This window comes from Micromonospora sp. NPDC004540 (assembly GCF_040610095.1).
Lineage (GTDB): Bacteria > Actinomycetota > Actinomycetes > Mycobacteriales > Micromonosporaceae > Micromonospora.
In genome coordinates, this window is sequence record NZ_JBEXLR010000050.1 from 16115 (window position 1) to 28652 (window position 12538).

Genomic DNA, 12538 nt, shown 5'->3' on the forward strand with positions numbered 1-12538 from the left:
CCGATGCTGCGAGTGATGACCTGGAACATCCGGACCGGCGGGCGGGACCGCGACGGCACCGACCGCCGGGACCGGATCGTCGCCGTGGTCGCCGCGCAGCGCCCCGACCTGCTGGCCCTTCAGGAACTGCGCGGACTGGACCGCGGCGGCGGGCTGACCGGGCTGGCGGAGCGGGTGGGCATGGAGCCGCACCTGGCCCGGTCCTGCTTCGGGCAGCCGGTGGCGGTGCTGGTCCGCCCGCCGCTGCGGGTGCTCCGCGACGGCCGGGTACGCCGCCCGTTCCACCACGCCACCGCCCGGGTCCAGGTGGCCACCGGGGCCGGCCCGTTGACCGTGTTCAGCACCCACCTCAACCCGTACTCGGGTGGGCGGCGGCGGATGGAGGCCGACTGGCTGGCGGTGGCGGTGCGACGGACCGGGGGAGAGCTGGCCCTGCTCGCCGGCGACCTGAACACCCTGGAGCCGACCGTCGACCACACCGCCCGGCTGGCCGGCCTCGCCGCCCCCTACCGGCGGCGCCACCTGCGCCGCGACGGCCGCACCGTGGACACCCGCGCGGTGGGCCGGCTGCTCGACGCGGGCCTCGTGGACCTCTGGCCGCACGCCGGCGGCGCCGAGCCGGAGGGGCTGACCGTGCCGACCCGGCACGGCGGGGCCGAGTTCGCCGGGATGCGGCTGGACTACCTGCTCGCCACCCCGGCGCTAGCCGCGACGGCCCGGGCGGTCCGGGTGGTCCGCGGCGGCGACGCGGACAGCGCCTCCGACCACTACCCGGTCGTCGCCGACCTGGCGCTGGCGCCCGGCTGACCGGACCGGCCCTACGGCCCGCGGCCGGTTCAGACGAGCAGGTTCAGCAGCACGGTCAGCACGACCGAGGCGAGGATCGAGAAGAGGATCATCAACAGGCAGCCGAGGCCGCCGCCGGCGGGCCGGATCTCCGTGTTGCCGATGCGCATGGACTCACCTTCGCAGGACGGGCGCCAGCAGGTCGCGGATCGCGTCGGCGACCGGGCCGGGCGCGGTGGTGGCGACGTTGTGCGCGGCCCCCGGCACGGCGGCCGTCCGGGCGTCGGGGACCAGGCGGGCCGCCTCCGCGCGCCAACCGGCCGGGACGACCGGGTCCCGGGCGCCGGTCAGCACCAGCGTCGGCACGGTGACCCGGACCAGGTCCGCCTCGATGGCGTTGCGCACCGAGTGGGACAGGGTGGCGAGCACCCGCCACGGTCGGGCGTCGAGGACGTCGCGGAGCAGGATGGGCACCTGCCACTTCGCCTCCCACAGCGTGTCCACCAGCCACCGCCCGAACTGGCCGCGCCTGGAGCGGGCGGCCGGATCGCTGGTCGGGCCGGCCAGCACCAGCGCGCTCACCAGGTCGGGGCGGCGGGCGGCGAGCGCCGCGGCCACCTCCGCGCCGAACGAGTGGCCGAGCAGGCAGACCGGCCCCAGCCGGTACGCGGCCAACCACTCCGCCAGGAACGCCGCGTGCCGGGGCACGTCGTAGGCCGTGCCGGGGCGCTCGGTCAGCCCGAAGCCGGGCAGGTCCGGCACGTACACCGGGTGGGTGGCCGACAGGGCCAGCGCCAGCGGGGTGAGGTAGCGGTGCGAGACGGCGAGGCCGTGCACCAGCACCACGGGCGGCGCGTCCCCGCCCGGGTCGGCCGACCGGCGGGTGTGCGTACGCAGACCGTCGACCAGCCGGAACTCGCTGGTCAGGCCGGCGGCCGGCCGGGGTGCGGCCAGGGCCAGCCGCAACTCCGCCGGCCCGAAGCGCCCCGGTGGCGACGGCCGGACCGCGAGACCGGTCACAGCTCGCGCAGCCGGGGCAGCAGCTCCTCCTGGGCCCAGTCCAGGAACATCGGCTGGCTGTCCCCGCCGACCTGGACCAGCGCCACGTGGGTGAACCCGGCCTCGACGAACTTCTTGAACGCCTCGACGTGCCGGTCGACGTCCGGCCCGCAGGGGATGCTCTCGGCCACGTCGTCCTCGCGGACGAACTGGCTGGCCGCGGCGAAGGCGTCCGGGCCGGGCAGGTCGGCGTTGACCTTCCAGCCCAGGCCGAACCACCGGAACTGGTCGTGCACGATCTTGCGGCATTCGGCCTCGTCGGGGCCGTAGCAGATGGCGACCTGGCCGTAGCGCGGGCGACCGGCGCCGCCGGCCTCCTCGTACATCTCGACCAGGTGCGGCAGCGGGTCGGTGGCGATCATGGCGTCGGCGTAGTCGGCGGCGAGCGTGGCGGACTGCCGGCCCGAGGCGGCCACCGCCATGGGCACCGGCCGGTCCGGCCGGTCCCAGACGTAGGCGTCGGGCACGTCGTAGTGGTTGCCGGAGAAGGTCAGCGTCTCGCCGTTGAGCAGCGGCCGGATGATCTGGAGCGCCTCCTCGAACATCTCGTGCCGCTGCTGCACGTGCGGCCAGCCGCCCACCACGTGCTCGTTGAGATTCTCCCCGGCGCCGAGGCCCAGGGTGAACCGCCCGTCCGAGAGCACCCCGACGGTGCTGGCCTTCTGCGCCACCACGGCCGGGTGGTAGCGCCGGATCGGGCACGTCACGAAGGAGAGCAGCTCGGCCCGGCTGGTGGCATGGGCGACCGCGCCGAGCACCGACCACGCGTACGGGGAGTGGCCCTGCGAGTCCAGCCAGGGGGAGTAGTGGTCGGACATGACGAGGTGGTCGAAGCCGGCGGCCTCGGCGCGGACGGCGTGGTCGACCAGCTGCTTGGGGCCGGCCTGCTCGCACATGAGGGTGTAGCCGACGTTGACCATGGCACATCTCCTTCCGGGCGGATCGTCACCGGATACCCCGCGCAGCGGCGGTCAACCCTGGTGTCCACTTCGGCGGCCGGCCGTCTTGACGCCGGTGGCGATGCTGCCTACGGTCCGGCTTAACCGGTTCAGGCCGGGTGGCGCACCATCCTGTGGTGGGGATGACCGCCCCTGCGGCGGCCCGTGGGCGACATGGGCCGCCGCAGGATGCCACCCCGAACGGCCGATCAGCTTAACCGGTTGCCTTCCGCGTTCCATCGCCCTACGCTGATGCCTGCGTCCGCCGGGAGTCGGGCGGCGGCTGTCGGGCTCAGCCGCGCGCCGTCGTCACCATCACCGCACCCCCCACCAGGACACGGGGGAGACCTCCCTGAGGACAGCCATGAAGAAGTTGCTCTCCGTCGCGGGCGCCGCCCTGCTGACGGTCCTCGCCGCCGTCTTCGCCTTCGGGCAACCGGCGCACGCCGCCGCCGGCTTCTCGGTCGCGAACGGCCGGCTCTACGACGCCAACGGCACCGAGTTCGTGATGCGCGGGGTCAACCACGCGCACACCTGGTACCCGCAGCAGACCACCTCGTTCGCCAACGTCAAGGCGCTCGGCGCGAACACCGTCCGGGTGGTGCTGGCCAGCGGCGACCGCTGGGCGAAGAACAGCGCCGCCGACGTCGCCAACGTCATCTCACTCTGCAGGGCCAACCGGCTGATCTGCGTCCTGGAGGTGCACGACACCACCGGGTACGGCGAGCAGAGCGGCGCCATCACCCTGGACCGGGCGGTCGACTACTGGCTCAGCATCGCCAGCGCCCTCCAGGGCCAGGAGAAGTACGTCATCGTCAACATCGGCAACGAGCCGTACGGCAACCAGGGCTACGGCACCTGGGCCACCGACACGGCCAACGCGGTCAAGCGGCTGCGCGCCGGCGGCCTGACCCACACGATCATGGTGGACGCCCCGAACTGGGGCCAGGACTGGTCCTTCACCATGCGCGACAACGCCGGCACGGTCTTCGCCGCCGACCCGCAGAAGAACACCGTCTTCTCGATCCACATGTACGGCGTCTTCGACACCGCCGCCGAGATCACCGACTACCTGGGCCGGTTCCGCACCGCCGGGCTGCCCATCGTGGTCGGCGAGTTCGGCTTCAACCACTCCGACGGCAACCCGGACGAGGACACCATCCTGGCCTACAGCCAGGCCAACGGGATCGGCTACCTCGGCTGGTCGTGGAGCGGCAACGGCGGCGGCGTCGAGTACCTCGACATGGCCACCAACTTCGACCCGAACCAGCTCACCAGCTGGGGCCAGCGGATCTTCAACGGGGCCAACGGCATCCGGGCCACCGCCAGGGAGGCGTCCGTCTTCGCCGGCACCTCGCCGAGCCCGACCACCAGCCCGAGCCCGACCACCAGTCCGAGCGGCGGCCCCACCCCGCCGCCCGCCGGCTGCACCGCCAGCTACACCATCGTCAACTCCTGGCAGGGTGGCTTCCAGGGCGAGGTCAAGGTGACCGCGGGCGCCGCCGCGATCACCGGCTGGACGACGAGGTGGACGTTCGCCAACGGCCAGACCGTCAGCCAGTCGTGGAACGCCGCGGTCAGCAACAGCGGCTCGGCGTACACGGCCCGCAACGTCGACTGGAACGGCCGGCTCGGCGCCGGGGCCAGCACCTCGTTCGGCTTCATCGGCAGCTGGAACGGCGCCAACGCAATCCCCGCGGTGACCTGCACCGCGAGCTGATCCGCGACGCGCCACCGGTGGCCGGGTCCGCACGGACCCGGCCACCGCCCTTTCCGGGTACGCCCCGCCGTGATCGTTTCCTCTACCCTGGCCGTGCGCTGACCGGCGGGATCAGCCGTGCAGGGCGTAGAGGGTCAGCGCGGCCAGCGACGGCGCGTCGACGATGTCGCCGGCAAGCACCATGCCCCGGATCTCCGCGTCGGTGAACCGCCGGTGCACCATGTCCTGCTCGGTCACCTCCCGGTCCGGCTCCCCCTCGGCCAGCCCGGTGGCCAGGTAGACGTCGAAGCCCTGGGTGGAGAACCCGTACGCCTCGAACAGGTGCCCGAGGTGGGTGACCGTCCCGGCGCGCAGCCCGGTCTCCTCCGCCAGTTCCCGCCGGGCCAGGTCGGCGGCGCTGCCGCCCGCCCCGCGCCCCCAACTGCCCTGCGGGAATTCCCAGGCGCGCCGGCCGACCGGGTAGCGGAACTGCTCCACCAGCCAGAAGCCCTTCGCCCAGCGGGGCAGCACCAGCGCGAAGTCCGGTTTCTCCACCACCCCGTAGATGCCGGTCGAGCCGTCCGGCCGCCGGACGCGGTCCTCGCGTACGGTCATCCAGGGGTTGGTGTAGACGGTCCGGCTGTCCAGGCGCTCCATCGCACGATGATCCCAGCCGGGAGTGCGTCGGTCAGCTCGGGTTCGCCAGGCGGGCTGCCCGCATCAGGAGGTACTCGTGCTCGGGGCGGCTGGTGGTACGGGCGGCGGCCGACCGGTAGTGCCGCACCGCCGCGTCCCGGTCGCCGGCCATCTCGTGCAGGTGGGCCCGGGCCGCGTCGAGGCGGTGGTGGTCGGTCAGCCGGGGGTCGGTGGCCAGCGCGGCGAGGGCGGCCAACCCGGCGGCCGGGCCGTGCACCATGGCGGTCGCCACGGCCCGGTTGAGCGACACCACCGGGCTCTCCGCCAGCCGCTCCAGCACCTGGTAGAGGGCGAGGATCTGCGGCCAGTCGGTCCGTTCCGCGGTCGGCGCCTCGTCGTGCAGGGCGGCGACGGCGGCCTGGAGTTGGTAGGGCCCCACCGGTCCGCGGGCCATCGCCCGGGTGACCAGCGCGGTTCCCTCGGCGATGGCGGCGGCGTCCCACCGGGAGCGGTCCTGGTCGGCCAGGGAGATCAGCTCGCCGGACGGGCCGGTCCGGGCGGCGGCCCGGGCCTCGGTGAGCAGCATGAGGGCCAGCAGCCCGGCGACCTCGCTGTCGTCGGGCAGCAGCGCGTGCATGGCCCGGGTCAGCCGGATGGCTTCCTCGGAGAGGTCGACCCGGCGCAGGTCGTCGCCGAGGCTCGCGGTGTGCCCCTCGGTGAAGATCAGGTAGAGCACGTGCAGCACCGCGGCGAGCCGGGCCTGCCGCTCCTCCTCCGCCGGCATCCGGAACGGCAGGCCGGAGGACTTGATGCGCTGCTTGGCCCGGCTGATCCGCTGCGCCATCGTGGCCTCGGGGACGAGGAAGGCGCGGGCGATCTCGGCGGTGCTGAGCCCGCCGACGGCGCGCAGGGTCAGCGCGATCGCCGACGCCGTGGAGAGCGTCGGGTGGCAGCAGAGGAAGAGCAGCACCAGGGTGTCGTCCCGGTCCGCGGTCAGCGGCTCGTCGGCGGCCGGCGCCGTGCGCCGGTCGTCGCCGCCGCGCCGGGCGGCCCGGTCCTCCCGGTCCCGGCGGGCCGCCTCGCCCCGGACCAGCTCGATCATCCGGCGGTACGCGACCTGGACCAGCCAGCCGCGCGGATGCTCCGGCAGCCCCTCGGCCGGCCACTGGGTGGCCGCCGCGAGCAGCGCCTCCTGCACGGCGTCCTCGGCGGTGGCGAAGTCGCCGAACCGGCGGGCGAGCACGCCGAGGACCTGCGGCGCGAGTTCGCGCAGCAGGTCCTCGACGGTGTGGTCCGGTACGCCCAGGGGTCACAGCTCCTGCGGCGGCGCCGACATGACGGGGTGCACCTCGATCGGCATGTTCAGCGGCCGCCCGCCCGGCCCGGGCGCGGTGGAGATGTGCGCGGCGATCTCCACGGCCCGCTGCGGCGTCTCGCAGTCCACGATCCACCAGCCGGCCAGGAACTCCTTGGTCTCCGCGAACGGCCCCTCGGTGACCACCGGCGCGCCGTTCTCACCGGCCCGGACGATCCGCGCCTGCTGCGGCCCGCCCAGGCCCTCGCCCTGCACGAACTCCCCGTCGGCGACGAGCTTCGCGTTGAGCTCCCCCATGAAGCCGATGTGCGCCCGGATCTCCTCCGGGGTCCAGGTGTCGATCGAGGGGAAGTCGGTCCCGGCGGCGCTGAACTGCATCAGCAGCATGTACTTCACGGTTGGCTCCTCACGCCTGAACACCGATTGTCGGTGCTTTCACCCTCCGGTAGAAGCTGCCACCCCGCTTCTCGACATCCGCGACCAGGAAATTTCGAGAACATCCGACTAGTCGACGGCGGTGACCTCCAGCAGCAGCGCCTGCTCGGGGTGCAGGGCCGGGACCTGGAGCCCCACCGCGCCGAGCACGGAGCCGCCGAGCGTCACCCCGGCGTCCGAGGCGAGCCAGCCGGGCGGGGTGAGCTGCAACAGCGCCGGTTCGGGCACCCCGGCCGGGAGCCGGACCAGGTAGCGCCGCGCCGGATCCAGCCCCGGCAGCCGCACCACGCCCGGCACCTGCGCCGCCGAGGTGGCCAGCCGGGAGACCGCGTACACCGCGTGGGAGCCGTCGTGGGCGACCACGCCGTGGGCCTGCACGGCCGGGTCCGGGTGGTCGACCCGGACCACCCGCCCGGCGTGCAGCAGCGAGCGGAGCCGCTTGTGCAGCGCCACCCAGGCGGCGAGTTCGGCCCGCTCGGCCGCGCCGATCCCGCTGATGTCCCACTCGATGCCGTGGTGACCGAAGAGCGCGGTGACCGCCCGGAAGCCCAGGTCGTGCACCCGGTGGGTGGTGTGTGAGCGCTCCGGTCCGATGTGGGTGCCGACCAGCTCGGGCGGGAGCAGCAGCCCGGTCCAGCGCTGGATCGACAGGCGTTCCAGGGCGTCGTTGCAGTCGCTGGCCCAGACCCGGTCGGTCCGCCGCAGGATCTCCAGGTCGACCCGCGCCCCGCCCGACGAGCAGCTCTCGATCTCCACGCCGGGGTGCCGGGCGCGCAGGTCGTCGAGGAGCCGGTAGACGGCCACGGTCTGCGCGTGCACGCCCGGCCGGCCGCTGTGCCCGGCCTCGGTGAGGTCCCGGTTGTGGTCCCACTTCAGGTACGCGATGCCGTCGTGCTCGCTCAGCACCGCGTCGAGCCGGCCGAGCAGGTGGGCGTACGCGTCGGGGTGGGCCAGGTCGAGCACCTGCTGGTGCCGCCACTCCGGCGGCAGCCGGCCGGGGGCCTGGAGCACCCAGTCCGGGTGGGCCCGGAACAGGTCCGAGTCCGGGTTGACCATTTCCGGCTCGACCCAGAGCCCGAACTGCATGCCGTGCTTGCGGACGTGGTCGATGAGCGGTTGCAGCCCGTCCGGCCAGACGTCGTCGTCGACCCACCAGTCGCCGAGCCCGGCCCGGTCGTGCCGCCGGCCGCGGAACCAGCCGTCGTCCAGCACGAAGCGTTCCACGCCCACCTCGGCGGCGCGGTCGGCGAGACCCTTGAGCCGGTCGAGGTCGTGGTCGAAGTAGACCGCCTCCCAGACGTTCAGCGTCACCGGGCGGGGGCCGCGCGGGTGCTCCGGGCGGGCCCGCAGGTGGGTGTGCAGCACGTCGCTGAGCCCGTCCAGCCCGGCGACGGAGTGCACCGCGTGCAGCAGGGGAGAGGCATACTCCTCGCCCGGGCCGAGCACGATCTCGCCGGGGGCGAGCAGCTCACCGCCGCCGAGGGTGGCCTCGCCGGTCGGCCGGCGCTCGGCGACCGTGACGTGGTCGCCGCTCCACGCCGTGTGCACCGCCCACACCTCGCCGTGCCCGAAGCCGAACCCGGAAGTGCCGGCGACCAGCAGCAGGGTGGCGTCGTGCCCGGTCCGGCCGTGCCGCCCCTCGCGGACCCAGGCGCCCATGGGCCACGGGTGCCGCTGCGGCGCGCGCTCCCGGCACCAGCGCCCGGTCAGGTCGAGCAGTTCGGTGGCGACCGCCGGCACCGGCAGCACCGGTGTCAGCTCGCGTACCTCGTAGGGCCGGTCGCCGTCGTTGCGCAGCCGGTGCCGCACGGTCAGCAGCCCCGCCGGGCTCAGGGTGATCTCGACGGTCAGCGACAACCCGGCGCCCGGGTCCGCGGCCCGCACGGTCACCCGCGCGGCCGCGGACCCGCCGTGGTCCCGCTCCTCCCCGGGTACGCGCACCGCGTCCCCGCCACCGCCACGCGGGTCGTCGACGTCGATCGTGTCGAGGCGGAAGGCGGTCGACCAGTCCCGGCCGTCCCGGTGCCCGGCCAGCCCGGGCCGGCCGCTCCAGCCGGCGCTCGGCTCGGGCAGCAGCGACAGCACGGTCGGCGCGTCGAAGCTGCTCGGCACCACCGGCGGGATGGTGGCCTCGACCAGCGCAGGCAGGTCGCCGGCGGGCAGCGGCCCGAGGTCGGCGCCCCAGTGCACGACCCGGGGCAGGCCGGGGCCGCGCGCGTCGAGCACCAGGCTGGTCCGCGCGCGGCGCAGGTGGACGATCATCCCTTGGACGCTCCCAGGGTCAGCCCCCGGACGAACTGCTTCTGCAACAGGAAGAAGATCACCAGGGTGGGGATGGCGACCAGCACGGAGCCGGCCGAGACGAGGTTGTTGTCGGTGAAGAACTCGCCGCGCAGGTTGTTCAGCGAGCTGGTCACCGGGAACTTGTCGCCGGTGCGCATCAGGACGGTGGCCCAGAAGAACTCGTTGTAGATCCAGGTCACCTCCAGCGTCGCCAGCGCGGCCAGGGCCGGCCGGCACAGCGGCATGGTCACCTGCCAGTACTGCCGCCATACGCTCGCTCCGTCGACCATGGCCGCCTCGTACAGCTCGTGCGGCAGGGCCTTCATGTAGTTGCTCAGCACGAAGACGCAGAAGCCGCACTGGAAGGCGACGTTGACCAGGATCAGCCCCCAGTAGCTGTCGTAGAGCAGCTCCGAGTCGCTCATCCAGGCCGGCAGCGGGATCTCGGTGAACATCCGGAACAGCGGGATGAGCAGGGCCTGCTGCGGCAGCAGGTTCGCCGCCGTGAAGAGGCCGAGCAGCGCGATGTTGAGCTTCCAGCTGAACCGGGCGATGACGAACGCCACGCAGGAGGCCAGGAAGAGGGTCAGCAGCACCGCCGGAACCGTGATGTAGACCGAGTTGAGGAAGTGCTTGCCGAACTCGGCGGTCCGCCACGCGGTGACGTAGTTGTCGAGGGTCCAGCCGCCGAACGAGACGTAGCCGTGGGTGGCCGTGTACTCGTACGAGCGCAGTGAGGTGAGCACCGCCCAGAGGATCGGGAAGAGCCAGCCGACCGCCACCGCGGCGAGGAAGACGTGCAGGACCACCCGGGCCGGCCGCAGTGGCCGGCGGCGGGTGGACGGCGCCGCGGTGTCCGGCGTACGGGTCAGGGTCGCGCTGCTCATCGCCGGTCCTCCCGCATCACGGTGAACAGGTAGAGGGTGATGAAGACGAGGGAGACGACCAGCATGATGGTCGCCAGCGCCGATCCGAAGCCGATCCGGCTGGCCTCGCCCACCACGTTCGCGGTGACCAGCGCGGAGATCAGCTCCAGCCCGTTGCGCCCCTTGTTGATGACCCAGACCAGGTCGAACGCACGCAGCGATTCGATCACCGTCACGACCAGCACGATGATGTTGATGGGGCGCATGACCGGGAAGACCACCCGGAAGAAGGTGCTGACCTCCGACGAGCCGTCCACGGCGGCGGCCTCGCGCAGCGACGGGTCGACGCCCTTCAGGCCGGCCAGGTAGAGCAGCATGATGTAGCCGACGTGCCGCCAGCCGGCGGCGAACAGCACGGCCCAGATGTTCACGTTCGGGTCGCCGTACCAGTCGGTCTGCGTGCCGAGGACCGCGTTGAGCAGGCCCTGGTCGCGGCTGTAGATGAGCTGCCAGACGAAGCCGATCAGCGCCAGCGAGAGCACCACCGGCAGGTAGAGCGCGGTCTGGTAGAAGCGGCTGCCGCGCAGCTCCTTGTCGAGCAGCACGGCGAGGAACATCCCGAACGGGGTGGCCACCACGAAGAGGGCGGCCAGCCAGAGCAGGTTGTTCTGGATCGCCGGCACGAACGGCGGGTAGATGTTCACCACGTCGTCGTAGTTCTTCAGGCCGACCCAGTCGATCTCGGCGAGCGGGCCGATGCCGTCCCAGTTGGTGCCGGAGAGCGCCACGGTGGCCAGTGCCGGCAGCCAGACCAGGGCCACCACGAGCAGCAGCGGTACGAGCACCATCAGCGTGATCACCACGCGGTCGGTGCGGGACAGGAGCCGTAGCCGGCGGCCGCGACCACGCGTGGTGGTGGTCGCGGCCGGCGGCGGCACGGCGCGGTCCGCTTGGACCAGGGGCAGGTCGGACACGATGTCCTCCCCCTTTCCGCCGTCAGCTGGTGAAGATGGACTTCTTCTGGTTCTCGATGCTGGTGAGCAGGCCGCTGATGTCCTTCGGGTCCTTGATGAACTGCTGCAGCGCCGGGATCATCACGGTCGAGGCGAAGTCCGGCCGGGTGTCGCGGTCGAGGAACTGGGCGATCTCGGTGGCGGAGCCGACCAGCTCGGCGGCCTTCTTCTTCAGCGCGGTGTAGCCGCTGGTGTCGGCGCCGCTGTTGGCCACCAGGGTGCCGGGGTCGCCCTTCACCATGATGTTCGCGGCGTCGACGCCGCCGATGTACTCCAGCAGCTTCTTGGCGTTGGCCTCGGACTTCGGCTTGCGGGCCATCATGTAGCCGTCGATCGGCGCGTCCAGCGCCTTGGCCCCGATGGTCGAGTCGACCTCGGGGAAGGTGAAGAAGTCGATGTCGTCCTGCTCGTTCTCGTTGAACTGCTGTGCGACGAAGAGGCCGAGCAGGTACATGCCGCTCTTCTTCTGCTGCAGCGACTGGGCGGCCTCCTGCCAGGTCCGGCCGAGGGCGTCCGGCTGGTGCAGCGGCAGCAGCCCGGCCCAGGTGTCGAAGACCTTCTTCACCTTGTCGGAGGTCCACGCCTCCTTGCCCGCCATCAGGTCGACGTGGAACTGGTAGCCGTTGATCCGCAGGTTGAGGATGTCGAAGGTGCCCATCGCCGGCCAGCCGTCCTTGTCGGCGAAGGCGATCGGGTTGAGCCCGTCCTTCTTCATCTGCGCGCCGAGGTTGTTCAGCTCGTCCAGGGTCTTGGGCACCTGGTACCCGCGCTGCTGCCACACCGACTTGCGGTAGAACACCGCCCACGGGTAGTACGACGCCGGCACGAAGTACTGCTTGCCGTCGTCGCCGGTGGACGCCTTCTTGAACGCGTCCGAGTAGCCGGAGAGCTTGCCCCAGACGTCGCTGACGTCGCCGGCCAGGCCCTTGGCGGCGAAGAACCGCATCCGGTAGCCGGCGAACCAGGTGAACACGTCGTCCGGCTTGCCCTGCAGGTAGTTGTTGATGTTCTCCTGGAACGTGTTGTGGTCGACCGTGTTGATGTTGGCGCTGACTCCGGACGAGGTCTGGAACCCGGCCGCCAGCTTGGCGAGGACGTCCTTCGGGGTCGGGTCCGAGGCGTTCGAGCCGACCGACACGGTCTTCGAGCCCGCGCCGGAGTCGGAGTCGGAGCCGCAGCCGGCGAGCAGTCCCGTGCCCAGCAGCGCGCCCGCGCCGGCCGCGCCGGCGAGCAGCGAGCGGCGGTTCAGGCCGGCGACGGACGGGGGTACGAGTCGGGCGAGGTACTCGGCTTGCGAGCGGGGACGGGACATTGTGCCTCCTGCGTTGAAGAGGTGCGCTGCGCCCAAGGGCCGTGACGGGTGGCGGGGATCGGTGTTCGTGGCGGCCGGCGTAGATCCACCGTGAATCCACATGTCCGAACACAAACAGCCGGTGGCGGTTGAAGCTACCCCTTGGTTCGGCCCTGTCAAGAGGGCAGAAGGACAGCGATAACCCAGTTGTGACACG

At 72.4% G+C, this 12538-nt stretch carries 11 protein-coding genes; 2 read left to right on the forward strand and 9 right to left on the reverse strand.

The features are described 5' to 3' along the window. Window positions 1-3 precede the first annotated feature (3 nt). Complete coding sequence (locus tag ABZV78_RS18070; protein ID WP_355639875.1) at window positions 4-807, forward strand: endonuclease/exonuclease/phosphatase family protein; 804 nt, start codon at window positions 4-6, stop codon at window positions 805-807. 153 nt (window positions 808-960) lie between these two features. Here ABZV78_RS18070 and ABZV78_RS18075 read toward each other — a convergent pair whose 3' ends face one another. Both ABZV78_RS18075 and ABZV78_RS18080 read right to left on the reverse strand, forming a co-directional pair. Further along, entirely contained in the window at window positions 961-1806 is an 846-nt protein-coding gene (locus tag ABZV78_RS18075; protein ID WP_355639876.1) for an alpha/beta hydrolase, read from the reverse strand. Continuing rightward, the gene (locus ABZV78_RS18080; RefSeq protein ID WP_355639878.1) at window positions 1803-2765 is read right to left on the reverse strand and encodes a TIGR03557 family F420-dependent LLM class oxidoreductase; all 963 of its coding nucleotides are present in this window, start codon (window positions 2763-2765) and stop codon (window positions 1803-1805) included. The genes ABZV78_RS18075 and ABZV78_RS18080 overlap by 4 nt, the downstream gene beginning before the upstream one ends. A gap of 382 nt (window positions 2766-3147) precedes the next feature. Here ABZV78_RS18080 and ABZV78_RS18085 point away from each other — a divergent pair, with 382 nt between their 5' ends. After that, window positions 3148-4503 (forward strand): cellulase family glycosylhydrolase, encoded by a 1356-nt coding sequence (locus tag ABZV78_RS18085; RefSeq protein WP_355639880.1) that lies wholly within the window; start codon window positions 3148-3150, stop codon window positions 4501-4503. 111 nt (window positions 4504-4614) lie between these two features. Here ABZV78_RS18085 and ABZV78_RS18090 read toward each other — a convergent pair whose 3' ends face one another. The 7 genes from ABZV78_RS18090 to ABZV78_RS18120 form a co-directional block, all read right to left on the reverse strand. Then, the gene (locus ABZV78_RS18090) at window positions 4615-5139 is read right to left on the reverse strand and encodes an NUDIX hydrolase (protein WP_355639882.1); all 525 of its coding nucleotides are present in this window, start codon (window positions 5137-5139) and stop codon (window positions 4615-4617) included. A 31-nt stretch (window positions 5140-5170) separates the two neighbouring features. Next, the gene (locus tag ABZV78_RS18095) at window positions 5171-6424 is read right to left on the reverse strand and encodes a sigma-70 family RNA polymerase sigma factor (protein WP_355639920.1); all 1254 of its coding nucleotides are present in this window, start codon (window positions 6422-6424) and stop codon (window positions 5171-5173) included. Window positions 6425-6427: 3 nt separating this feature from the next. Beyond that, the gene (locus tag ABZV78_RS18100) at window positions 6428-6820 is read right to left on the reverse strand and encodes a YciI family protein (protein WP_355639921.1); all 393 of its coding nucleotides are present in this window, start codon (window positions 6818-6820) and stop codon (window positions 6428-6430) included. A 117-nt stretch (window positions 6821-6937) separates the two neighbouring features. After that, window positions 6938-9130, reverse strand: coding sequence for an alpha-galactosidase (locus tag ABZV78_RS18105; protein ID WP_355639884.1), 2193 nt, complete (start codon window positions 9128-9130; stop codon window positions 6938-6940). Continuing rightward, window positions 9127-10038, reverse strand: coding sequence for a carbohydrate ABC transporter permease (locus ABZV78_RS18110; protein ID WP_355639886.1), 912 nt, complete (start codon window positions 10036-10038; stop codon window positions 9127-9129). The genes ABZV78_RS18105 and ABZV78_RS18110 overlap by 4 nt, the downstream gene beginning before the upstream one ends. After that, a complete protein-coding gene (locus tag ABZV78_RS18115; RefSeq protein ID WP_355639888.1) occupies window positions 10035-10991 on the reverse strand; it encodes a sugar ABC transporter permease in 957 nt (318 codons plus the stop codon). Before ABZV78_RS18115 ends, ABZV78_RS18110 begins: the two co-directional genes overlap by 4 nt. Before the next feature lie 22 nt (window positions 10992-11013). Further along, on the reverse strand, window positions 11014-12342 hold the full coding sequence (locus ABZV78_RS18120) for an ABC transporter substrate-binding protein (protein ID WP_355639890.1): 1329 nt from the start codon (window positions 12340-12342) through the stop codon (window positions 11014-11016). Window positions 12343-12538 lie beyond the last annotated feature (196 nt).

What these genes read in the sequence shown, in the direction of transcription:
- ABZV78_RS18070 (WP_355639875.1), top strand. Translation starts at nt 4, where the DNA reads ATGCTGCGAGTGATGACCTGGAACATCCGGACCGGCGGGCGGGACCGC.
- ABZV78_RS18120 (WP_355639890.1), bottom strand. Translation starts at nt 12,342, where the DNA reads ATGTCCCGTCCCCGCTCGCAAGCCGAGTACCTCGCCCGACTCGTACCC.
- ABZV78_RS18080 (WP_355639878.1), bottom strand. Translation starts at nt 2,765, where the DNA reads ATGGTCAACGTCGGCTACACCCTCATGTGCGAGCAGGCCGGCCCCAAG.
- ABZV78_RS18085 (WP_355639880.1), top strand. Translation starts at nt 3,148, where the DNA reads ATGAAGAAGTTGCTCTCCGTCGCGGGCGCCGCCCTGCTGACGGTCCTC.
- ABZV78_RS18100 (WP_355639921.1), bottom strand. Translation starts at nt 6,820, where the DNA reads ATGCTGCTGATGCAGTTCAGCGCCGCCGGGACCGACTTCCCCTCGATC.
- ABZV78_RS18105 (WP_355639884.1), bottom strand. Translation starts at nt 9,130, where the DNA reads ATGATCGTCCACCTGCGCCGCGCGCGGACCAGCCTGGTGCTCGACGCG.
- ABZV78_RS18110 (WP_355639886.1), bottom strand. Translation starts at nt 10,038, where the DNA reads ATGAGCAGCGCGACCCTGACCCGTACGCCGGACACCGCGGCGCCGTCC.
- ABZV78_RS18090 (WP_355639882.1), bottom strand. Translation starts at nt 5,139, where the DNA reads ATGGAGCGCCTGGACAGCCGGACCGTCTACACCAACCCCTGGATGACC.